Annotated in this window: 17 protein-coding genes; 10 read left to right on the forward strand and 7 right to left on the reverse strand. The window is 32.7% G+C overall.

Annotated elements, in window-relative coordinates; translation table 11 throughout:
- The 3 genes from PQF96_RS15160 to PQF96_RS15170 all read right to left on the reverse strand — a co-directional run bounded on the left by PQF96_RS15160 (window position 1) and on the right by PQF96_RS15170 (window position 3,312).
- A complete protein-coding gene (locus PQF96_RS15160) occupies window positions 1–426 on the reverse strand; it encodes a lipocalin-like domain-containing protein (RefSeq protein ID WP_271767202.1) in 426 nt (141 codons plus the stop codon).
- Window positions 427–541: 115 nt separating this feature from the next.
- Window positions 542–2,314, reverse strand: a complete 1,773-nt coding sequence (locus PQF96_RS15165; protein WP_271767204.1) for a 1-deoxy-D-xylulose-5-phosphate synthase — start codon at window positions 2,312–2,314, stop codon at window positions 542–544.
- A 38-nt stretch (window positions 2,315–2,352) separates the two neighbouring features.
- Complete coding sequence (locus tag PQF96_RS15170) at window positions 2,353–3,312, reverse strand: energy transducer TonB (RefSeq protein ID WP_271767206.1); 960 nt, start codon at window positions 3,310–3,312, stop codon at window positions 2,353–2,355.
- Window positions 3,313–3,392: 80 nt separating this feature from the next.
- Here PQF96_RS15170 and PQF96_RS15175 point away from each other — a divergent pair, with 80 nt between their 5' ends.
- The 4 genes from PQF96_RS15175 to PQF96_RS15190 all read left to right on the forward strand — a co-directional run bounded on the left by PQF96_RS15175 (window position 3,393) and on the right by PQF96_RS15190 (window position 8,289).
- A complete protein-coding gene (locus PQF96_RS15175; RefSeq protein ID WP_271767208.1) occupies window positions 3,393–3,842 on the forward strand; it encodes a nucleoside deaminase in 450 nt (149 codons plus the stop codon).
- Window positions 3,843–3,859: 17 nt separating this feature from the next.
- Window positions 3,860–5,779 carry a DUF294 nucleotidyltransferase-like domain-containing protein gene (locus tag PQF96_RS15180; protein WP_109435774.1) on the forward strand — a complete coding sequence of 640 codons (1,920 nt, stop codon included), beginning with the start codon at window positions 3,860–3,862 and terminating at the stop codon, window positions 5,777–5,779.
- A gap of 12 nt (window positions 5,780–5,791) precedes the next feature.
- Window positions 5,792–6,454, forward strand: coding sequence for a 3'-5' exonuclease (locus tag PQF96_RS15185; protein WP_271767210.1), 663 nt, complete (start codon window positions 5,792–5,794; stop codon window positions 6,452–6,454).
- A gap of 161 nt (window positions 6,455–6,615) precedes the next feature.
- On the forward strand, window positions 6,616–8,289 hold the full coding sequence (locus PQF96_RS15190) for a tetratricopeptide repeat-containing sensor histidine kinase (RefSeq protein WP_271767211.1): 1,674 nt from the start codon (window positions 6,616–6,618) through the stop codon (window positions 8,287–8,289).
- A 120-nt stretch (window positions 8,290–8,409) separates the two neighbouring features.
- On the opposite strand, the gene PQF96_RS15195 is transcribed toward PQF96_RS15190, so the two are convergent.
- From PQF96_RS15195 to aspS, 4 genes are all read right to left on the reverse strand, one after another.
- Entirely contained in the window at window positions 8,410–8,604 is a 195-nt protein-coding gene (locus tag PQF96_RS15195) for a cold-shock protein (protein WP_109435771.1), read from the reverse strand.
- Window positions 8,605–8,692: 88 nt separating this feature from the next.
- Entirely contained in the window at window positions 8,693–8,947 is a 255-nt protein-coding gene (locus PQF96_RS15200; RefSeq protein ID WP_271767213.1) for a hypothetical protein, read from the reverse strand.
- 99 nt (window positions 8,948–9,046) lie between these two features.
- Window positions 9,047–10,834, reverse strand: coding sequence for a chloride channel protein (locus tag PQF96_RS15205; RefSeq protein ID WP_271767215.1), 1,788 nt, complete (start codon window positions 10,832–10,834; stop codon window positions 9,047–9,049).
- A gap of 163 nt (window positions 10,835–10,997) precedes the next feature.
- Window positions 10,998–12,746: an aspartate--tRNA ligase gene (gene aspS, locus PQF96_RS15210; protein WP_271767216.1), complete on the reverse strand. Its 1,749-nt coding sequence runs from the start codon at window positions 12,744–12,746 to the stop codon at window positions 10,998–11,000.
- 317 nt (window positions 12,747–13,063) lie between these two features.
- Here aspS and PQF96_RS15215 point away from each other — a divergent pair, with 317 nt between their 5' ends.
- The 6 genes from PQF96_RS15215 to PQF96_RS15240 all read left to right on the forward strand — a co-directional run bounded on the left by PQF96_RS15215 (window position 13,064) and on the right by PQF96_RS15240 (window position 23,137).
- Window positions 13,064–16,051, forward strand: coding sequence for a SusC/RagA family TonB-linked outer membrane protein (locus PQF96_RS15215; protein ID WP_271767217.1), 2,988 nt, complete (start codon window positions 13,064–13,066; stop codon window positions 16,049–16,051).
- A 15-nt stretch (window positions 16,052–16,066) separates the two neighbouring features.
- Entirely contained in the window at window positions 16,067–17,401 is a 1,335-nt protein-coding gene (locus tag PQF96_RS15220) for a RagB/SusD family nutrient uptake outer membrane protein (RefSeq protein WP_271767219.1), read from the forward strand.
- A 264-nt stretch (window positions 17,402–17,665) separates the two neighbouring features.
- On the forward strand, window positions 17,666–18,892 hold the full coding sequence (locus PQF96_RS15225) for a hypothetical protein (protein ID WP_271767221.1): 1,227 nt from the start codon (window positions 17,666–17,668) through the stop codon (window positions 18,890–18,892).
- A 275-nt stretch (window positions 18,893–19,167) separates the two neighbouring features.
- Window positions 19,168–19,896, forward strand: a complete 729-nt coding sequence (locus PQF96_RS15230; RefSeq protein ID WP_271767223.1) for a LytR/AlgR family response regulator transcription factor — start codon at window positions 19,168–19,170, stop codon at window positions 19,894–19,896.
- A 1-nt stretch (window position 19,897) separates the two neighbouring features.
- Window positions 19,898–21,835 carry a tetratricopeptide repeat-containing sensor histidine kinase gene (locus tag PQF96_RS15235; protein WP_271767225.1) on the forward strand — a complete coding sequence of 646 codons (1,938 nt, stop codon included), beginning with the start codon at window positions 19,898–19,900 and terminating at the stop codon, window positions 21,833–21,835.
- 126 nt (window positions 21,836–21,961) lie between these two features.
- A complete protein-coding gene (locus PQF96_RS15240; RefSeq protein ID WP_271767226.1) occupies window positions 21,962–23,137 on the forward strand; it encodes a hypothetical protein in 1,176 nt (391 codons plus the stop codon).
- Window positions 23,138–23,154: the final 17 nt, after the last annotated feature.

Genomic DNA, 23,154 nt, shown 5'->3' on the forward strand with positions numbered 1-23,154 from the left:
TTATAGTTTCTTATAACCAAATTCAGTTTTAAAACCTTCATCATCATATTCTATGGTTAGTATATCATCGATGATAGTAAAAACGGCTTCTTCTACAATTGTTTCCCCTTCATCAGTGTAGGTGAGAGTTAATTTATCTCCATCTTCTTTCCATGTGCCTGTATCTTGGTAATCGATTTGACAATCAGTATTGACAGGTGCATAACCAATATCGGTATACGACTGAGCGCTAAATTCTATAGTAGACCTTTTTTCACAGTCTGTTATAGTCATCATTTCTCCTTGTTGAGAAAATGAAATTTCTCCCCATTTCCCTATTAATTTTGAAGTCGATTCTGGGTTTTCACTTTGAGGATCATCATCATCGCTATTGCAAGACATTAGAATTGAAGTAAAAAGAAGGATAAATACGCTAAATTTTTTCATGATAGATAGTAATTAAATAATAGTTTGTTCTTATGTAGGTTACCATATAGCTAGAAATGTTACCATCCTATTTTATTTTTTTTTGAAAGTGAAAAGACAAAAGTGATGAAAAGAGTTAAAAGTTATAGGAATTTTTTACCACCTTTTGAATACTTTCTGAAGATATACCAGAAATATCATGTAATTCATCAACAGTGCCATGATGGATAAATTGATCTGGGAGACCTAGTGTGGTAATGTTGTTTTTAAATTGATGTTGATTAGCAAAATCGATGATAGAGCTTCCAAATCCGCCTTTTACAACTCCGTCCTCTACTGTGATGATGGTTTTATATTGCTGTAGTATTTGTTTGAGTAGATCAGCATCTAATGGTTTTATAAAACAAAAGTGATAATGACCAATGGGTTGATGTAATGAATCTAAAGCATTGATAACATTATGAGCAATTGTACCTGTAGAAAGTATAGCGATATCTAACCCTTTGGTATATTGAGTTGCTTTTCCGATTGTTAATGATTGCATGTCTACTTTCCAGTTGGTAATATGTCCTCTTCCTCGGGGATAACGTATAGCTATAGGATGATCTAAACCTAACGAAGCGGTATAGAGTAGATGCCTTAATTCAATAACATCTGCAGGAGCAGCAATGATGATATTAGGGATGCAAGTAAGATAAGCAATATCAAAAACTCCATGATGTGTGGCTCCATCTGCTCCTACAATACCAGCTCGATCGATACAAAAAATAACAGGTAAATCTTGTAAGGCCACATCATGTATCACTTGGTCATATGCACGTTGTAAAAAAGTAGAATAAATAGTGCAAAAAGGAATCAAGCCTTGTGCTGCCATTCCGGCTGCAAGAGTAACGGCATGTTGTTCTGCTATACCAACATCAAAGGCTCTGTCTGGCATTTCATCCATCATGTATTTTAAAGAACTTCCTGTTGGCATAGCGGGAGTAATACCCACAATTTTATCATTTTTTCTAGCTAGTTCCAGAATAGTATGTCCAAATACATCCTGAAACTTGGGTGGTAGTCCGGTACTATCTTTTGAAATTAAATCCCCGGTAGAGGCATCAAATTTACCTGGAGCATGATATTTCACCTGATTTTCTTCAGCTTGTTTTAATCCTTTTCCTTTGGTGGTAATAATATGTAAAAGCTTTGGGCCTTCTGTGGTTTTTAGTATTTCTAAGGTTTTGAGTAAAGTTGGCAAATCATGGCCATCTATAGGACCAAAATAATTGAAATTTAAAGCCTCGATGATATTATTGGTTCTAGGTTTAACCCCAACTTTGGCTTTGGTAAGATATTCTTTAAGTGCACCTACGCTAGGATCGATTCCAATCGCATTATCATTAAGAATGACTAACATATTTGTATCAGTTACTCCGGCATGATTAAGCCCTTCAAAAGCCATTCCACTTGCAATCGAAGCGTCTCCGATTACTGCAATATGTTGTTTTGTTGTATTTCCTTGAAGTTTTGAGGCAATTGCCATTCCTAATATCGCAGAAATAGAGGTAGAAGAATGCCCTACACCAAAAGTATCATATTCACTTTCACTGCGTTTTGGAAAACCACTAATACCGTTTAGTTGACGATTAGTATGAAATATATCTTTTCGCCCAGTCAGAATTTTATGTGGATATGCTTGATGACCCACATCCCATACCAAAAGATCATCAGGAGTATTAAAAATATAATGTAATGCAATAGTAAGTTCTATAACACCCAAACTCGCCCCCAAATGCCCTTCCTTGGTAGCTACAATGTTGATGACAAAATCTCGCAATTCTTGGGCTAATTTTGGCAATTGATCCGGAGATAGTTTTCTTAGATCAGAGGGGTATGTGATATGTTGTAGTAACTCGTTAGACATTCAAAGATAATTGATGCACAAAACTACAACTTTAAAGGTTATTCTTCTATCTTAAATACAATCGGTAAATGATATATGGTTCGTACAGGCTCATTTTTGTAGGTTCCTGCAATGAGTTTTGGAATCTTTTGCAATACTCTTTTAGCTTCTTTTTCTAGTTCTGGATGCGGTGCTCTAGTTTCGATATCTTTGATTACTCCATCTTTATTGATCTCATACCTTACATATATTCGTTGTACACCTTGTAATCCCAATTTTCTTCCGATATCGGTGTTGAAATATTTTGTGATCAACTTTTTCATCTGTTTCGAATAATTTTCTTGTGTCCTTTTTTTTATTGGAGTTTTGCTTAATGCTGGAGATGTGTCAAGTAGATGAATAGGAATTGGTTGATTAAGGTTTATGATTTCATTAGAAGCAATTAGATCTCCCATTACAATTTCAATACCACCTTCTACCGTTTCAATAGGTTCAGGAATCACTGGTGGAGGTATGATTTCTTCTGGAATAACCTCTATAAATCCAGGTACTGTCTCTTCTTTCTTCTTTGTAGAAGTAAGAGAAGTGTTTTTTGTGCATTTCTTTGGAATACTATCAATATTAACAGTATTATTTTTCTTAGTATCTATAACTTCTTTTAATTCGACACTTTCAATTTTTTGTTGCTTTCCATCGTGATTTGTACAATTAACCAAAGTGGTTCCCATGACAATAAGCAATGCCAACAAAAATGATCGCCTAAAGGTATGTTTGGTCTTAATAATGTGAATCGGAATCGAAATATGTATGGTGTCCAGTTGTGTTTTCTTAAAATGACCACATATCTTTTTACTTTTATTTTCAGCCAGAAAATCTTGTATATGTAAAGAAGACATAGTTGTAAAATCAATTACTGTTTTTGCACAAGAATCACAAAATCTACCTTTTTCTGAAGGTGTCATTGTATTCCAATCTTCATGACAAGGTTTTGGAATCGAAATTTTATAGAATTTTCCCATAAATTAAAAAGTTAGTTTTTAATGGTAATCAAGTTTCCTGCCAATTTGCTTAAGTTTGTGTATAATCTTAAGTTATAGCGATGTTAGATCCATTGGATGATTCTTATTATATGAAGAAAGCTCTTCAGGAGGCAGAATTAGCATATGAAAAAAATGAGGTTCCCATAGGTGCTGTTATTGTAGTGGCTGATAGGATTATTGCCAGAGCACATAACCTTACAGAATTATTGAATGATGTTACGGCTCATGCCGAAATGCAAGCTATAACTGCTGCTGCAAATTTTCTGGGAGGCAAATATCTAAAAGAATGTACGTTATATGTTACTTTAGAACCATGCCAGATGTGTGCTGGTGCTTTGTATTGGAGTCAAATAAAGAAAGTAGTATATGGAGCTGTTGATGAAAGACGGGGATGTACCACGATGGGAACAAAACTTCACCCTAAAACAGAAATCATAGGAGGAGTTATGGAAAAGGAATGTGGAGAACTTTTATCTCGTTTTTTTATAGAAAAAAGAAACCTGAATTGATGATGTTATTTTGAAATATGAAAAATACTATTGCAGAACGTATCCAGGATTTTTTAAAGCAATTTCCTCCTTTTAATTACTTAAAAAAAGAAGAACTATTATCGATCTCTGCACATATTAGAGTTTTGTATGTAGAGAAAGGACAATATATCTTTCAACAAGATAATCGATGTCATGATGAGTTTTATATTGTAAGAGAAGGAGCAATAGGACTATATCGTAATTTTGAGTCGAATCAGAATTTGGTCGATATATGTGATTCTGGAGATTTGTTTGGTCTTCGGATTATGATTATCAAAAAAAACTATCGTATGTCTGCAATAGCAGATGAAGAATCTATTGTTTATGCTATTCCTGCCAAAGTTTTTGAACCCTTTATAGAAGAGAATAAAGAAGTAAATAAATTTTTACTGAGTAGTTTTGCGGCTCATGCGCGAAATGATTACACCGAAACTGAAAAAGGACATCGAATAGATAATACCATTTCTATTGAAGCTGCCAAAGATCTTTCTGGATTACGTACTGTTTCTTATCGAAAAAAACCCATCACTTGTTCGCCAGAGGATACTATTCGGGATATTGCTAAAAAAATGACAAAAAAAAGGGTAAGTTGTATGATTATTGTCGATGATAACAACTATCCTTTGGGTATAATTACAGATGAAGACCTTAGGGTTAAAGTAGCTACAGGAATATTTCCTATTACTACTTTGGTTTCTCAAATTATGATAACTCCGGTATTTACATATTCAAAAAAAGTTACAGTTGCAGAGGCTCAAATTGCATTGATTAAAAATAATTTAAGTCATCTATGCATTACTAAAGATGGTACACGAAACTCAAAACTTATAGGGATTCTTTCTGATCATGATCTTTTGGTATCTTTTGGTAATAACCCTTCGGTTTTGATAAAAGAGACCAAACGGGTTAAAAAACTTCAGAAACTAAGATATATTCGTAAACAGGTAGAGAAATTACTCAAGTCATATTTAGAACAGGATATCCCAACACCACATATTATTAATATCATATCAGAGATTAATGATGCATTAATTACACGGGTTATTAAGCTTGCATTAAAAGAAATGTCCTCTCCACCTCCGGTAGCTTTTTGTTTTATTGTATTGGGAAGCCAGGGAAGAAGAGAGCAGTTACTGATGACTGATCAGGATAATGCTTTGATTTTTGAAGATGTTCCTGAAGAAGATTATGAGTCAATACAGCGTTATTTTTTAGAATTATCAGGTATAATTACAAAAGGGCTTCATACTATCGGATATGAATACTGCCCTGCAGAAATGATGGCTAGTAACCCAAGATGGTGTATGACAGTCTCAAAATGGGAATCTCAGTTTCGCGAATGGATGACTACTCCTGATGAAGAAGGTACATTATTATCCTCAATATTTTTTGATTTTCAATATGTATATGGGGAGGTTACTCTTGCAGATAAACTGTCTGATGTTGTGTTTGATGGTGTTAATAAAAGTAATAGATTCTTAGGTTTGTTAGGAGTCAGTGCTCTACAAAAACCTTCTCCATTAGGGTTTTTTAAACAATTTCTGGTAGAACAAAATGGGGAGCATAAGGATACTTTTGATATTAAAACCAGGGCGATGATGGTATTGATTGATGCCGCCAGAATATTATCACTATACCATAATCTAAAAGGAGTAAATAATACATTGCTTAGGTATGCCAAGCTTGGTGAAGTTGAACCAGAAAATGCTGCGCTTTTTGAAAGTTGTGCAAAGGCATTTAGAGTGCTTATTAAATTCAGAACCCGCCAAGGTTTACTTCACCATGATTCAGGAAGGTTTATTAAGTTGAATACACTAAGTAAGAATGATAAACTAAAGCTAAAACGATGTTTTAGGCCAATACGTGATATACAAGAAGTATTAAAAGTGCGTTTTCAACTTAAGAGTTTGATGTAACACCAAATTTATATGGAATTTTGGCCTAAAAAGAAAAATAAAAATCATCCTGATTTCTGGAAAGAGTACCTTTCGCTTTTTGAAAAAAGAGGCGATAAATTAGCTTTTGAAAACATTCGCTTTGTTGCATTTGATACAGAAACTACCGGATTTGATTATATAGACGATAGGGTATTATCTATTGGAGGGGTGGCGGTCAAAAATAATAGTATACTTGTATTTGATCAATTAGAAGTCTATTTAGAGCAAGAGGTATTTAATGAGGATACTGTAGAAATTCACGGAATTCGAAAAAATAATGGATTTGATAAAATTACAGAAAAAAAAGCTCTCGAATTATTTATACAATATATAGGGAACGCCATTCTTATTGCGCATCATGCAGAATTTGACAGAAGAATGATTAATAAAGCTTTGCAAAGACATGGATTAGGTGTATTAAAAAATAAATTTTTAGATACAGGTGTTCTCTTTAAGGAAACAAAACATTTAGTGTATCGCAATGATAGACTTAATAGCCATTATAGTCTTGATGATCTTTGTATTGATCTCAAAATCTCAAAAAGTGACCGACATACTGCCTCTGGAGATGCTTTTATAACAGCAATGGCTTTCTTGAAGATTGTATCCAGACTAAAAAAGAAGGGAGTTGATATAAAAAAGGCACTTTTATAAATGTTAAGTAAATTTTTTAGACTACTTCATTTCTAAATCTTAAAAAATGTTTAAATCATTACCTTTATCTTTGGATAAAAGAAAACTCGAGTATGGTTAAAATGATTTTTAATAGGAAATCATTATACTTCATATAAAAACAAAAAGTAAATACATATTAATTGAAAAAAATATTCTTTTTCTTCTGTTTCATTAATTTTTTAATATCGTATGGTCAAAGTAACCTGGATTCGTTATTTGATGCTGATAGATATGAGGAATTGGTCAATATATTAACTAAGAAAGGAGAGAAAGAAGAACTTCTGGCTTCTGAGTTATTTTATTTAGGAAAATCTTATGGGCGTTTGGGGAATTATTCTAATGGCTTGCTTATTTCTGACAAGATGATTCAAAAATCGTTGAGTACAGATGATAGTCTTAATCTAATGAAGGCGATTAATCTAAAAGCAGAAAACTTAATTGATTTAAATAAAATAAAGGAAGGGATAGAGTTTTGTGAAAAAGTTAGCAATGTGTTTAGACCACAGGATTCTATACAGTTGGAACTACTTTGTTTTAAATGGGGTATGCTTTATTTCCAAAATGATGAATATGATAAAGCATTAGATATTTATAATAGAATTAAGAGTGATAAATTTGTAAAACTAAATTTATATCGTCATAATTATGCCCTTATTTTAATGCGAACAGGTAATTATGAAAATGCTTTAAAAGGGTTTAATGAATCATTAAAAGAGAATAAAAAAGATAAGGATTCAGCGGGAGTAACTCTTGTCTATTCGAATATGGCAAACCTTTTTTTAAATAAAAGAGAATTTGAAACAGCTAAAATATATTTGGATTCCTCAGCTAGATTCGAGACAAAAGATACACCTCTTCGCTTAATTAAAAATAGATTAGATAACTATTATGAGTACTATAAACATACGAATTCTTTTGATGAGGCAAGTGTGTATTTGGATTCTGTAAAAATGGTTGAGGAGTTAATGTTTAATAAAAAGCTGAATGAGAATATAAAAGAAGCAGAAACAGCCGATGTAAGAGAGAAATCACTTCAAAACAAGGTTAAATTAACAGATTCTAAATTAGAAAGAACATATCAGCAAATTTTGTGGGGTGTTATAATTGTAGTTATTGTTATTCTCGGGTTACTTTTTTTGACATTTTTATATAAGTATAGAAATATAAAATCAGCACATGAAAATATACTAATAGAACAAAAATTGTTGAGATCTCAGATGACACCGCATTTCATATTTAATTCTCTCGCAGTATTACAAGGTATGATTTTGAATGATGAAAAAGCTAAAGGAGTTGCTTATCTCTCTAAGTTCTCTAAACTACTTAGGGGAAATCTGGAGAACTCGAGGAATAATCTTGTTATGTTAGATAAAGAATTAAATACAATAGAACATTACATTGACATACAGAATTTGGCTGCTGATCATATATTTGATTATTCTATTAAGGTAGATGATAACGTGCAGGCAGATGAATTTTTGGTTCCGACTATGATGATCCAACCTTTTGTTGAAAATGCTATTGAACATGGTTTTCAAAAGCATGATGATGATAAGAAAATTGAAATAAACATCTCTTTTAAAGAGAATAAACTATTGTGTGTCATCAAAGATAATGGAGTAGGGGTTGATCATAATAAAATAAAGAATGATAAGAAAAAATCATTAGCTACAATAATAACAAAAGAACGTTTGGCGATGCTTTCTAAAGAGTTTAAAACCGAATCATATATCGAAATAGAAGATATGAGTATTTATGGAGAAAGAGGGACAAAGGTTTCTTTGGTTCTTCCTCATCAACTATTAAAATATTAGTAGTTGATTGGTCTAAATTTTTTTAGTTTCAAACAAAATACATAGGAGACTAAGTTTTGATGCAATAAAAAAGCACTACCGATGTAGTGCTTTTAAAACTTAGAAGTTTTAATGTTCGTTTTAATGAATTATACGGACATTTGCAGCGGTGAGCCCCTTTCTTCCCTCTTCTTCCTGATACTCTACTTTGTCACCTTCATTTAAGGCTTCTCCATCAATTCCTGAAGCGTGAACAAAAATGTCCTTTCCTGTTTCGTCGTTGGTAATAAATCCGTAACCTTTTGATTCATTAAAAAATTTTACTGTTCCTTCCATTGTAATAAAATAATAAGTAGTTGAATATTAAAGGTAGTTTTAAATTTTTTACGAATTGTTATGAAAATGTGAATATTTTCGAATTTCGTTACTTCAAATCCTCCTTTTTTTTCTCGTAATCCCGCATTTTTCTTAGGTTTTCTTCAGTAAGCATGTAATCCTTTACCTTCTTGTTTTTCCACCTGTGATATATAAAAATTGGCATCAAAATAAAAGAAGAAGCTAGTATACCTATTCCTACTAGCTTATCTCCCATGAGATGATCTCCGATATTTTTAAAGTAATATCCAATACAGATCAGTATTACAACGGATATAAAAAGTATGACTATGACATATTTCATGTATTCGTGATATGATTTTAGAAGTTACATAAAACTAACCAATAAATATTTGAATGAGAATCCATCAAACTATACAGGTTTATTTCATTTTTAATTTGATTATCGTGTAAAATTAATCAACTTTCTACGATATGCAGTAAGAAGTTTTGATTTTGAGATAAAACCAAAATATTTACCATCTTTAATAACTGGAAGATTCCACGCCCCGGTATCCTGAAATTTTTGCATTACCTTTTTTACATTATCATCTTCGTATATTATAGTGGCAGAAGTTTGAGACATAAGAGTATCGACATTAATTTTATGATACAAGGTAATGTCAAACATAATATCTCTAATGTTATCTAATGATACTACACCTATGAGATGATCAGATTCATCTGTAACTGGAAATAAGTTTCGGTTGGATTTTGCAACTGCCTCACTTAATAACTGTTTTAGTGTATAATTGGGTTTTACCGTTATAAAATTGGTCTCAATACAATCTTCAAGATTCATGAGAGTCAATACCGTTTGATCTTTGTCATGTGTTAGGAGGTGACCTTGTTCTGCCAGTTCTCGGGTGTATATATTATGTTCAATCCCATTTTTAGAAATTATAAATGAAATTGAAGTTGTAATCATAAGAGGAACAAATAACTCATAACTCGAGGTAATCTCTGCGATGAGAAAGATCGATGTGAGGGGAGCATGTAATACCCCTGCAATAAGCCCTGCCATTCCTAATAAAGTAAAATTTGCTTCAGAAACCTGAAAACCTATCCCCAGATTATTAATAACTTTGGAAACTACATTCCCCAAGGCACTGCCCATTACCATTGTTGGAATAAATATTCCTCCCGATCCTCCAGCAGCAAAAGTAGCAGTCATTGCAACAGCTTTAAAAATAGTTATACCTGCCAATAGCGCAATAATAATCCAAATATTACTAGTTAGTGAATCAAATGGAGTTTTTCCAATGGCTTTTAAGTGATTACCATTTAATAAATCGTTTATAAAACCAAGACCTTCTCCATAAAGAGGGGGAATAAAATATAACATGATACCAATGGCAAGCCCGCCTATTAATAATCTATGAATCTTTCTCGAAAAACGATTGAAAAAGTGTAATATCCCAAAGTACATTTTGGTGAAATATATCGAGGCAAACGCAGTACCTATTCCTAATATAATATAGAAAGGAGTATCATAAATATCAAATTTTTCTATTACATCAAATCTAAATAAAACTTCATCTCCTAAAAAGAAATACGAAGTAATTATAGCAGATACAGAGGCAAAAAGTAGAGGTAATAATGAAACTAAAGTAAGATCGAGGCTAAATACTTCTACGGCAAAAACTAGACCCGCTAAAGGAGATTTGAATACAGCAGATATGGCACCGGCTGATGCACATCCTATAAGTAAAACTCTTGTCTTTTGATTAACATGAAATAATGTGCTAAAACTCGAACTCAATGCAGATCCAGAACTAATTGCAGGCCCCAAAAGTCCAACCGAGCCCCCAAATCCAACGGTGATAGGAGCCAGAATAAGAGGCAAATATCCATGAATAGGTTTTATAATTCCTTTCTTTTTGGAAAGAGAGTATAGAATTAAAGGTATTGCAGACTTAGGGTTTTTTTTGATAACATATTTTGTAAATAGGTAAATGATCAACAGGCCAATTATTGGAATAATAAAATAGAATGACGTCTGCCACGAGATAATATCACTTTCGAGAACAACTTGAATTAAGTGAGTAATGTTTTTTAGTAATAAGGAAACGAGACCAGCTGTAAAACCAACAAGGATACTTAAAATAAGAACAAAAGTCTTATCAGAGATATGACGATAACGCCATTTAAGAACCTTATAAAGTAATGTCTTCTTCTTTTGGGACGGCATATTTATTTGATCTTATACCAGTTTTAATTTAGAATGTCGCATTTAACACGACATTCTAAATTAAAATTAGTATTACTCTCGTTTAAAGGTAATAAAAATCCCGCTTGTTGCGGGATTTTATATAAATAGAGTTTTAAAACGTTAGTATATGATTTGTAGTATATCACAAATCAAGTTTTATATTCAATTCTTTAAGTTGGGTGTCATCAATATTTGATGGTGCGTCTATCATGATATCTCGACCACTATTGTTTTTTGGGAACGCTATAAAATCTCTAATAGTTTCTTGACCTCCTAAAATAGCGACTAATCTATCAAGTCCAAAAGCAATACCTCCATGAGGCGGAGCTCCATATTGAAAAGCATCCATCAAAAATCCAAATTGAGCTTTTGCTTCTTCTGGCGTAAAACCTAAATGGTCAAACATCAACGCTTGTGTTTCCTTGTCGTGGATACGAATTGATCCTCCTCCAATTTCATTTCCGTTTAAAACAAGATCATATGCATTAGCTCTTACCTCGCCAGGTTTAGTATCTAATAAATCAATATCTTCTGGTTTTGGAGAGGTAAATGGATGGTGCATTGCGTGATAACGTTCTGTTTCTTCATCCCATTCTAATAAAGGAAAATCAACAACCCATAAAGGAGCAAATTCTTCTGGATTTCTTAATCCAAGACGTTCTGCAAGTTCCATACGAAGTGCACTTAATTGCGCTCTTACTTTGTTGGTCTGACCAGAAAGCACACAAATTAAATCTCCTGCTTTTGCTCCGGTTATTTCTGCCCATTTGGCCAAATCATCCTGATCATAAAATTTATCTACAGAAGATTTATATGTACCATCTTCGTTGCATTTTACATAGACCATTCCTAATGCACCTACTTGAGGTCGTTTTACCCAATCAATAAGTTTATCTATTTCTTTTCTGGTGTAAGATGCTCCATCAGGAACAGCAATACCAACGACAAGCTCGGCATCATTAAATACTTTAAATTCTTTATGCTGAGCCGCTTCGTTAAGCTCTCCAAACTTCATTCCGAACCGAATATCTGGTTTGTCGTTCCCATACGTTTGCATAGCCTCATTATAGGTCATTCTAGGAAAATCTCCAATACTAATATTTTTGATTTCAGCTATAAGATGGCGAGTAAGTCCTTCGAAGGTATTTAGAATATCTTCTTGCTCTACAAATGCCATTTCACAATCTATTTGTGTAAACTCAGGCTGTCTGTCTGCTCTTAGATCTTCGTCTCTAAAGCACTTTACAATTTGAAAATATTTATCCATGCCTCCAACCATAAGCAATTGCTTAAATGTTTGTGGAGATTGCGGTAAAGCATAGAATTGTCCTTCATTCATTCGAGAAGGTACTACAAAATCACGTGCTCCTTCTGGTGTAGATTTAATCAAATATGGAGTCTCTACTTCAATAAATCCTTCTTTTGATAAGTAATTTCTTACTTGCATAGCCACCTGATGACGAAATACTAAACTATTTTTTACAGGATTACGTCGTATATCCAGGTATCGGTATTTCATTCTTATATCTTCTCCACCATCTGTTTTATCTTCTATAGTAAACGGGGGAACGATAGCTTTATTAAGCACAGTCAGTTCATTGACAAGAATTTCAATTTCTCCGGTTTGGATATTTTTATTTTTAGACTCACGCTCTATAACGGTTCCTTTAATCTGAATAACAAATTCTCTACCTAAAGTTTTGGCTTTTTCAACAACTGCTCCAGGTGTGCGTTCTTCATCAAAAATCAGTTGAGTAATACCATAGCGATCTCTAAGGTCTACCCATATCATAAACCCTTTATCTCTGGTTTTTTGTACCCACCCAGATAAGGTAACTTCTTTATTGATATCTGAGGCGCGTAATTCACCGCAGGAATGACTTCTGTACATAGTTATATATTAAGGCTGCAAAAATAAGAAGATTTATGGATTAGTGCACAGTAGAGAGTTGATAGTTTTTGATGATTTAACCAAGGAATAGTTTTAAATGATCTGTAACAGTTAATTGTGTTTGTAAATACATCAATTTGATAGATTGTCATGAGTTAGAAAATCAATTTAAGTTTAATAGTTTATCCGTACTTTTTTTATGGTTTTAACTTATAATCAATACGTTATTATGACTTTTTTTGCGAACAATTGTTAGTTTTAACATTATTATTTCAATTTCTTTTAATAGATTTAACAAAACATTTAAACAAATCATTATGAAAAAACGAACTCATTTTAGCAAAATGAAGATTTTGCTATTATTAATTTTTGCTCCAGCAATACTGCTGGCTCAAGAGACCATTACAGGTAAAGTGGTCATCGAAGCTACCGGAGCAGGGGCGCCTTTTGTTAATATTGTGGAGAATGGTACCGATAATGGTACTGCCAGTGATATTGATGGTAATTTTTCTATTACAGTAGGAACTTTGCCTACAAGGCTAAAGGTATTTGCTCTTGGATTTGGAACAAAAGTAGTTGATGTTGAAACTGCTGGGGACATCACAATACAGATTAGTGAATCTACAGAATCACTAGAAGAAGTAATTGTTACAGGTTTGGCAACCTCGGTTAAGAGAAGTAATGCGGCTAATGCTGTTTCGTCTGTTTCTGCGGAAGATTTGGCAGGGTTGACACCACCACAAACATTAGACGGGGCATTGGCAGGTAAATTCGCAGGTGCATTAATTACAAAAAGTTCTGGTGCTCCCGGAGGAGGTATTGCTGTTAAACTTAGAGGGGTAACCTCTATTAATGGTAACTCTCAACCACTATATATTGTTGATGGAGTATATGTAAATAACAATAGCATTTCTGCAACAGGTTTAAATTCTGTGTCTGGAGCAGCAAGTGGTGGAAACCCATCTAGTCAGGATAACCCATCAAACAGGATTGCAGATATCAACCCTGATGATATAGAAAGTGTAGAGATTCTTAAAGGAGCATCTGCTGCTGCAATTTATGGAGCTAGAGCTGCTGCTGGGGTAATCATAATTACTACGAAAAAAGGAAAACAAGGGAAGACAAAAATTTCTTTTTCTCAGGATTTTGGATTTAATACAATTATTAGATTAAGAGGACAGAGAAACTTTACTGAAGCATCGGCTGAGGGGACAGGCGCTGGCAACGGAGCTTTATTTACTGCAGCTCGTGACAGTGGTACACTTGTGGATTATGAAGAAGAAATCTATGGTGAAGAAGGATTTATTTCTAATACCAGTATAAATGTTTCAGGGGGATCTGAGAATACACAATATTATGCAGGTTTTTCTAATAATGAAGAAGATGGAATTGTTAAAAATACTGGATATAATAGAAAGTCGATACGTTTAAATTTAAATCATAGTTTTCTTGAAGATAGAGCAAAGCTTTCTTTATCTAGTAACTATATAGATTCTCAATCTGATCGTGGATATTTTAACAATGATAACACCACTACCACTATAGGACAATCGGCAACTTTTACAAAGCCCTGGACGCAGTTGTTTCCTAATGAGTTAGGGATTTACCCTGATAACCCAGATGCTGCTTCAAATCCACTACAAACTAGAGATTTGATTACCAATAGAGAGGATATTAATAGGTTTATAGTGGGAGCTACACTAGATGTTAAGCTTTATGAAGCAGAAAAGTCTAACTTAAAACTTGCATTAGGAGGAGGAGTTGATTATTATGAATTAATAACGACTACTATTTTTCCAAAATTACTACAATTTCAAAAGCCAGGGAATGGAGGTGTTAATGGAGTATCTGCATTGGGAACAACAGAAAATAAAGACGCCAACTATTCGGCTTTTTTAGTACATAATTATACCACAAGTAATAGTCTTAATTTTAGAACTCAAGCTGGTGTAACAAAACAAACATTTTATAGAAATACCGTAGGTAATATTGCTACAGATTTAATTGGTTTTGAAACCAACCTGGATCAAGGTGCAAATATTAGTGTAAATCAATTTAGACAAGAACAGGAAGATCAAGGGTTTTTTGTTCAGGAAGAATTAAATTATCAAGATAAAATTATTGGTACTCTTGGAGTAAGAGGGGATAAATCAAGTAATAATGGAGATGCTAATGAAATTTTTTATTACCCGAAAGCTTCTGCTGCAGTAAACTTACACAAGTTTGATTTTTGGAAAATTCCTGTTATTAATCAATTCAAAATTAGAGCTGCATATGGTGAGGCAGGAAATTTTGCACCTAATGGAGCTTTATTTACTACTTATACAAACACTTTAATTGATGGTATTGCTGGTATTGTTGTTCCCGTAAGCCCATTAGCACTGGGGAATCCGGATATTTCACCAGAACGACAAAAGGAATTAGAAGTAGGTTTTGATGCAAGTTTCTTGGATAGCAGGATTAACTTAGAGTTTTCATATTATAATAAAAAAGTGGATGATTTGATCTTAAGATCTAACATAGAACCTTCATCAGGATTTACTTTAGAGTTTTCTAATGCTGGTAATTTAGAAAATAGAGGAGTAGAAGTTAGTGTAAATGCAGATGTATTAGAAGGAGATAAGTTTAATTGGAATACGAATTTGATATTTTTTACTAATGAATCAGAAATCACTAAGTTAGATGTAGATGCATTTAACCTTGGAGGATTTGGAGCAGGTTTAGGAACATTTAGAATTGAAGAAGGGAAAAGTGCTACGCAAATCGTAGGAAATGATGCTAATGGTAATTTAGTGGTACTAGGAGATGCTGCTCCTGATTTTCAGATGACCTGGAGTAATAACTTGAGTTATAAAGACTTTACCTTATCTTTCTTATGGCACTGGAAACAAGGAGGTGATAATATCAATTTAACTAATCTATTAAGTGATTTTGGTGGAACTAGTCCAGATTTTGATGATATTGACCTAGATCCTGCAGGAGTGACAGCAAATGGACCTTTTAGAATTGGAGCTTTTGGTTCGGGAAATGCTACTCCGTTTGTAGAAGATGCTTCATATCTTAGATTAAGAGAAATTGGTTTATATTATAACTTATCGAGTAAGATACGTGAGAAGGTTTTTGGAAAATATGTTTCTAACCTTAAAATAGGATTTTCAGGAAATAACTTAATCAATGTATTTGATTATAATAGTTATGATCCAGAAGTTTCGAATTTTGGGTCTAATGGATTGTCGACTGGAGTAGAAGTTACACCATTTCCTACCTCAAAACGTTATTTATTTCACTTAGCAGTTGATTTTTAATTAAAAAGAAAGAAAATGAAAATAATAAAGATATTTTTAATAACTATTTTATCTTCGGTGGTACTCGTGTCTTGCGAGGTTGAAGATGGAAAAGATTTGAATGGCCCAAGTACAGAGTCGATCTCTAGTGATTTGTCTCGTGGAGAGTTAAGAGATGCAATATTTGGTGTGTTATCTGATATGCGTTCTCGATTAGGAACACAAGTAGATGGTCAAGCTGTTGCAGGTCGTGAATATTGGCGTGTAGCAAGTTCTGATCCCAGATGGACAGCAGATTTATTGACAGGTACTTTAGACGATAATACATTTTATACAACAAACCCGTATGCCGCTCGATATGCAACTGTTAAAGATGTAAATTTATTACTTGAAGGACTAGCAAATACGACTGAAACATTCACGACAGAGGAAGTTGCAGGAATACGAGGTTTTGCCAATACAATAAAAGCTCATGAATTGTTAATGGTGCTCAATCAACAATTTGAAAATGGGATACGAGTCGATGTTGACGATCCTCAAAACTTAGGTCCTTTCTTAAGTTATGATGACTCTTTGACAGCTATTTTTAATCTGCTAACCGATGCGGCAACCGATTTATCTAATGCTGGGAGTGACTTACCTTTTTCTCTTCCATCTGGTTTTTCTGATGTAAGCATCTTAGAATTTAATAATGCTCTAGCAGCAAGGGTAGAAGCCTATCGCGGAAATTATGCTTCGGTACTGACGCTTCTTGGAAATTCTTTTATGAATATGAGTGGGGATCTTTCAACAGGTGCTTATTTTACATTTTCACTAGATGGAGCAGATATTGCTAATCCATTATTTTTTGCATTAAATAGCTCCTTATCTAATGTAAGGTTAGCACACCCAACATTTATTAATGATGCAGATGCTGGAGATACGCGTTTAAATAAAGTGGTTCTTAGAGATGAACCAATTACTGTTGCTGGGCCAGATGGAGTTGCTAATTCAGCCGATGATTTAAATGCAACTCATGATGTGTTTGTTTTTACTAGTAATACTTCTTCTGTACCCATTATCAGAAATGAAGAATTGATTTTATTAGCTGCAGAAGCAAATCATATCACTAATCCTACTGCAGCAGTAGCCGCAATTGATGTGATTAGAACTGCTGCAGGATTATCTGGATATACTGGTGGTACAACACCAGCAGAATTGGTAACTGAAATCTTAAAGCAACGAAGATATTCTTTGTATGCAGAAGGTGGGCATAGATGGATTGATTTAAGACGATTTGGTAGATTAAACAGTGATTTAGCAGGTTCTATTGATCGACCAGGTGACGCAATTTTTGATAGATTTCCTACTCCGGCAAATGAAAATAGATAGTATATAATTGTTTGTTTAGTAGAATATATAAAACGCCGCAAGATTTTGCGGCGTTTTTTTTAGATACTATGTTTTCCTTCGTTAATAAATTAAATTGCTATAAAGTATACTGTTTTATTTTTTTAATCACTCTGATATTTAACTGCTAAAATTAACCACCTCTTCTTTTTGATCATTCACCAAGAAAATTATACGATTTACCATATTGATTTTGCCTATGTTTTTGTAGAAGATAAGTTTGTGCAGATAAAATAATATAATATCATGAATAGTATATGTAAAGCAGGCGCATTTTTATTAATTAGTCTATGTATTGGGTGTAGTTCTGATGATGATAATCAGGATTCTGAACTGAATAACCCAGTAGAAATAGATTTAACAGAAGCAAACCTAAATGATTTTAAGTTTACTGAGGTCGAATATACCAATATAGAAATACGACAACCAGAAATTGTAGATGGAAAAGAAAAGACTTCAGGTGAGATTATTGTTACAGTTCCAGCAACTTCTAATAATCTTAGTTTTAGTCTAGCTTCAGTTAATTTTGATGAATCTAAGTTTGAAATATCTCCTGCAGTTGGATTAGTACAATCCTATTCATTAGGAAGTTCTATTACCTATACGATTACCTCACTGCAAGATCCAGAGAAAAGTATTCATTATCTGGTTTCTGTAATAAAAGAAGATGCCCCAATTGAAGATCAGTTAAAGATTACGGGTTTTAAATTCGAAAAAAGTAAAAACCCAGATTTGCCTTCAGATATTGAAACAAAGAAGATAATAGAATACCCTGGCAGTACAAGTGGTAACGCAATATTTATCTTAGTTCCGATTGGAACAGATTTAACAGATCTGGTTCCTACTGTAGATTTTGAAGGAGACGAATTGCAGCATAAACAAGGAGATGGAGATTTCATTACATATCCAGAAGAAGATCTGAGGATTAATTTTACTAGTGACTACGACATTGGAAGATTTGAAGATAGAAATGAGTTTAGACTATTAGTCAAAAATTCAGAATCTCAGAAGATATATCGAGTAATTGTAGATGTAGAAAACCCAATCGAATTACGAGAAAGCTCAATATCAACAACGAATTTGGAACAAGATAGAGGAATCATACGATTTGATACCAGCGCTGAGGTTTTTGATTATAGAAATAGAGGCAATCATCCAATAGAGATAAATCTTCAGGCAAGTGACTATATAGATAACACGGCAGACGGTATAGGAAATATATATACTGCTTTTTTAGGAGTAAGAGACCCTTTACAAGGATCTCGTATAATGCCAGGAGAACAAGGAAAGATGAATATTAGTGTTAATACAGATGGAGCGGCAATTGGAGATTATGATGTGGATATTATATTTTCTCCTAAATATGATGTAAATCGGGCAAGAATTAACGATATCATTGATGATCTAAATCCAATAGAAGACATATTCAATACTGTAGTGTTTAATATTAAAACAACAATTGTACCTAGGTAGTCTAGTAGCTGCTGTAATTCAGAGAGACTAATCAATTAAAGAATGTACTAATAAAAGTTATAAATAGGAAGTATCAAAGAGATGAAACTTTATGGTTTCATCTCTTTGATATGAATATATGAGATATACCAAGAATGATTCCCCAAGTTAAACCTAAGTTTGATTGATTATAATAAGTTTATAATCGATTTTACCAACCTGTAAACATTAATATTTTTTTAATAATTACAGGTTGGTATTTAAATAGCTTTGTGCTCAAAGTTAATAAGGTGTTTATGGTAAACAATAAAAAAGTATTAATAGTCGAGGATGAGTTTTCCATTGCATTGGATATTAAAATTAGTTTAGAAAAACTAGGATATGTTATTATAGGGATTGCTGGCAGTTATAACGAAGCGATAAAATATACAGAAGAGGCGATACCTGATATTGTGGTCATGGATATTAATATTTCGGGAGACAAAAACGGTATTGTAGCAGCAGAAGAGATCTACAAAAGGTATAAAATTCCAATTGTTTTTCTTACCGCTTATGGAGATAACAGTACATTTAAAGAAGCATTACAATCTAAACCTTTTGGGTTTTTATTAAAACCTTTTAATATAAAAGAATTGTCCTTTGCAATACAAATAGCATTACAAAAGCAGTTAGAAAACAAGACTTCCAAAGCTGTTACATCCAGTGCCAAAGTATCAGACACTTTATTTGTAAAAGATAAATCTCAGTTGATAAGCGTTAAGATAAGTGAAATTTTGTGGGTTGAAGCTATGGATAACTATTCTCAAGTTATTACAAAAGAAAAAAAGATTGTAGTTAATATGTTTTTGAAAGAGTTCTATGAAAAAGTGCCGCAAGATAGATTTTTAAGGATTCATAGATCTTATCTTATTGCATTGGATAAAATCGATAAAATAGAAAATAGGTTTGTTTTTATTGGAGATAAAAATATACCAATAAGCAAAGCATATAAAAGTCAATTGATAGAGCGATTAGATATTATATAAAATGAAGAAAATAATACATTTTTTACGGCAGTATGGTTGCCTGTTTTTATTGTTTTTTTATGTTTCACTTACAGCGCAAACCGATAGTTTGGAGCAAAAATTGGCAGTAGCTTCTAAAAAGGAAAAAATTGAATTATATAAACAATTAACCAATAAATACAGTAAAATAAGCGTAGACAGAGCTATTGATTATGCAAAGCAAGGATTAGAACTGGTAAAAAATGAAAACAATAAAAACACAGGTTTTTTTTATATACGGTTAGGGAAGTTTTACAATGACAAATCTAATCATGAAAACGCATTATTATACTATACTAAAGCATTAGAGGTTTCAAAAAAGCTAAAATATGAACTAGGGATTGGCAAGTGTTATCAAAATATAGGGGTAGTTCATATACGTATGGGAGAGTATGAAACAGCGCTTGATTATTATCTAAAGGCACTTAAGATATATGAAAAAAGTAAGGAGGAAAATCTTATCGTAGCAATAACCAACAACCTAGGAACTTTATACTCTTGTAGATTAAAAGATGATGACAATGCAACTATATATTATGAAAAAGCATTAGAGTTATCTCATGAGTCAGGTAATCAGGAGTATAGGGCTTATGTTTTAGGCAATGTAAGTGAAATGTATATGCGCCAAAAACGTTTTGACAAAGCTAAAAAAACGTTGACAGAAGCATTTAAAATTGCAGAGGAAACAAATTATTTAGATCTAATGATAGGTTCGTTAAATAATTTGTCACAGATAAGTATAGATGAAGAAAAATATGAAGAAGCGCTAATACATTCTAAAAGAGCTTTGCAAATGCGTTTGGATTCGGGGTATTCTGAGGATAATACGCTGGCATATTTAACACTAGCAAATATTTATGAAAAACTCGGGGATCTTAGAACTGCAGGATTACATTATGATAAAGCTTTGTCGGTTGGGAAAAAAATAGGGGCTTTACCTCAATTATCAAGAGTGTATGGTGCTTTACATGAATATGCAAATAGAAAAAAGGAACACCAGAAAAGTTATGAATATCTATTAAAGTACAATGAGATTAAAGATTCTTTATTTACTAAAGAAAAAGATAAACAATTAAAAGAAGTACAGGCAAAATTTGATTTAGAAAACAAAGAGAAAGAAGTGCTGTTATTAACTAATGAAAATCAAATAAAGGAATTTGAAAACAAGAATCAGCGTACAACTCAAATTATATTAATAACAGGACTAGTTGCATTAACAATAATAGTATTAACACTATTCTATGCGTATAAGAATAAACAAAAGACGAATAAAGTTCTTGCAAAAAAGAATAAACAAATCTCTCAAACCTTAAAAGATCGCGAAATATTATTAAAAGAAGTACATCATAGGGTGAAAAATAATTTACAGATCGTATCTAGCTTATTAAGGCTTCAGCATAAATTTGGAGATCACAAGAGCTCTTTTGAGATTTTACAAGAAATTCAGGATAAAATACAAGCAATGGCTATTATTCATGAAAGATTATATAAATCCAGTGATTTGTCGTTGATTAATTTACAAACCTATCTGGATAACTTACTTACATACTTTAATACCAGTTATGATCTTCCAGAGCAAAATATAACAATAACAACAGCTATAGATAATATTAATCTTGATATGGATTATTTGGTTCCTTGCGGTTTGATTGTGAATGAAATTATAGCCAATAGTATCAAATATGCATTTCAAGAAGATACTAGCGGGCGAATTAATATAGAAGCTTCTAAAAATCATGATACATGTATGCTCAAAATACAAGATACAGGTGTTGGTTTTCCAAAAGATTTTAAAATAGAAGATAGCAAGTCTTTGGGGATGCAACTTATACAAGGGTTAACCAAGCAGATTAATGGAACTGTTGAAATTTTTTCGAATCCTGGAGCATGTTATACTATAACTTTTGATATAAAAGAATAATTGCAAAAAAAATGGATTTACCTATTGTTTTAGAGCATTCACCATATAAATGATATACAATACCATATTAATTTAGAAATGCTTTAGCAACTTGATAGATTTACTCGTAATTTTTAAAAAGAAGTAATGAGAAATAATATTAAATTGTTGAATATAGGAGGTGTAATATTTTCTATTTTTTTAATGATGAATTGTAATTCTAGCGATGATGATTCTACACCGTCACCAGAATCAGAGATTAATCTTGAAGAAGCTAAACTTTCAGGTTTTCCATTATTCGGAATAGAACCCGTCTCCATAGATATTGTAGATCCAGAAATTGTTGACAATAAAGAAGTGAACCCTGGAGAAATTAAGATTACCTTGGCTAGTTCGATACTTTCTTTAGAAGGTATAAGTGTTTCCATCACATCAGAAGAACTTAATTTAAGTAAGTTTAGTATCTCACCAGGAAATGATGTGCGGTTGTCTTTTGAAGATCAAAAAGTGCATGTATTTACAATCTATAATGCTATAGGTGATAAAGAAGAGTTACTACATTATAATGTAAGTATTGTAAAAGAAGACCCCGTTATTCCTGCAACGCTAAAAATCACAGGTTTTGTCTTTGAGAAAAGTAAAAATTCCGATCTTCCAAATGACATTACAGTTTCGAGAACTATAGAAGAATCTGGTAGAGATATTTTGTACGTTTTTGTTCCGTTAGGAACCGATTTTACAAATTTAGTGCCGACCATTACATATGATGGTCCAAATTTATATTATACACAAGATTCATCTACACTACCAGAGGATATAACTACTGAATTTCCAACTACAGATACAAGTATTGATTTTGAATACCCAAAAAGTTTCATATTATTAGTTAGAAATGATAACGACTTTAAAACAACCCAAATACTTGTAGATGTAATTAATCCTGTTAGGATTGAAACTACACCTATTACTGTTCCAGACGTTGCAGAAGGTAGTATTCCGCCTGAAACTTTTAGAGGTGTTACAAAATGGATTAATCAAGGAAATCATCCTATTGTTTTTCAAAGGAGTACAACTTATGAAAACGATGAGCCTATGACCGACCCTAGAGTAGGAAGAGTTATTCTTGCACGTAGAGTTTTACCACCAATAGCATTGAATCCTGGAGAAAATGCAGATATCGATGTAACTATTGATTCTAGAGTTTATACAGAAGGCACATATAAAAGCACTGCAGTTTTTTATTCCAGAATACGAAATCATCAAAGTGTTGATGATTTATTGGAACCTGCAAAACTTTCGATAACGGCAAAGATTATTAAATAATTACTGATATATTGTCG

The organism is Aquimarina algiphila (assembly GCF_947494415.1).
GTDB classification, from domain to species: domain Bacteria; phylum Bacteroidota; class Bacteroidia; order Flavobacteriales; family Flavobacteriaceae; genus Aquimarina; species Aquimarina algiphila.

Excerpts from the sequence above, each read along its gene's own strand:
- PQF96_RS15160 (WP_271767202.1), bottom strand. The coding sequence starts at position 426 with ATGAAAAAATTTAGCGTATTTATCCTTCTTTTTACTTCAATTCTAATG.
- PQF96_RS15200 (WP_271767213.1), bottom strand. The coding sequence starts at position 8,947 with ATGAAATATGTCATAGTCATACTTTTTATATCCGTTGTAATACTGATC.
- aspS (WP_271767216.1), bottom strand. The coding sequence starts at position 12,746 with ATGTACAGAAGTCATTCCTGCGGTGAATTACGCGCCTCAGATATCAAT.
- PQF96_RS15205 (WP_271767215.1), bottom strand. The coding sequence starts at position 10,834 with ATGCCGTCCCAAAAGAAGAAGACATTACTTTATAAGGTTCTTAAATGG.
- PQF96_RS15225 (WP_271767221.1), top strand. The coding sequence starts at position 17,666 with ATGAATAGTATATGTAAAGCAGGCGCATTTTTATTAATTAGTCTATGT.
- PQF96_RS15230 (WP_271767223.1), top strand. The coding sequence starts at position 19,168 with ATGGTAAACAATAAAAAAGTATTAATAGTCGAGGATGAGTTTTCCATT.
- PQF96_RS15185 (WP_271767210.1), top strand. The coding sequence starts at position 5,792 with ATGGAATTTTGGCCTAAAAAGAAAAATAAAAATCATCCTGATTTCTGG.
- PQF96_RS15165 (WP_271767204.1), bottom strand. The coding sequence starts at position 2,314 with ATGTCTAACGAGTTACTACAACATATCACATACCCCTCTGATCTAAGA.
- PQF96_RS15215 (WP_271767217.1), top strand. The coding sequence starts at position 13,064 with ATGAAAAAACGAACTCATTTTAGCAAAATGAAGATTTTGCTATTATTA.
- PQF96_RS15175 (WP_271767208.1), top strand. The coding sequence starts at position 3,393 with ATGTTAGATCCATTGGATGATTCTTATTATATGAAGAAAGCTCTTCAG.
- PQF96_RS15195 (WP_109435771.1), bottom strand. The coding sequence starts at position 8,604 with ATGGAAGGAACAGTAAAATTTTTTAATGAATCAAAAGGTTACGGATTT.
- PQF96_RS15240 (WP_271767226.1), top strand. The coding sequence starts at position 21,962 with ATGAGAAATAATATTAAATTGTTGAATATAGGAGGTGTAATATTTTCT.
- PQF96_RS15180 (WP_109435774.1), top strand. The coding sequence starts at position 3,860 with ATGAAAAATACTATTGCAGAACGTATCCAGGATTTTTTAAAGCAATTT.
- PQF96_RS15220 (WP_271767219.1), top strand. The coding sequence starts at position 16,067 with ATGAAAATAATAAAGATATTTTTAATAACTATTTTATCTTCGGTGGTA.
- PQF96_RS15170 (WP_271767206.1), bottom strand. The coding sequence starts at position 3,312 with ATGGGAAAATTCTATAAAATTTCGATTCCAAAACCTTGTCATGAAGAT.
- PQF96_RS15235 (WP_271767225.1), top strand. The coding sequence starts at position 19,898 with ATGAAGAAAATAATACATTTTTTACGGCAGTATGGTTGCCTGTTTTTA.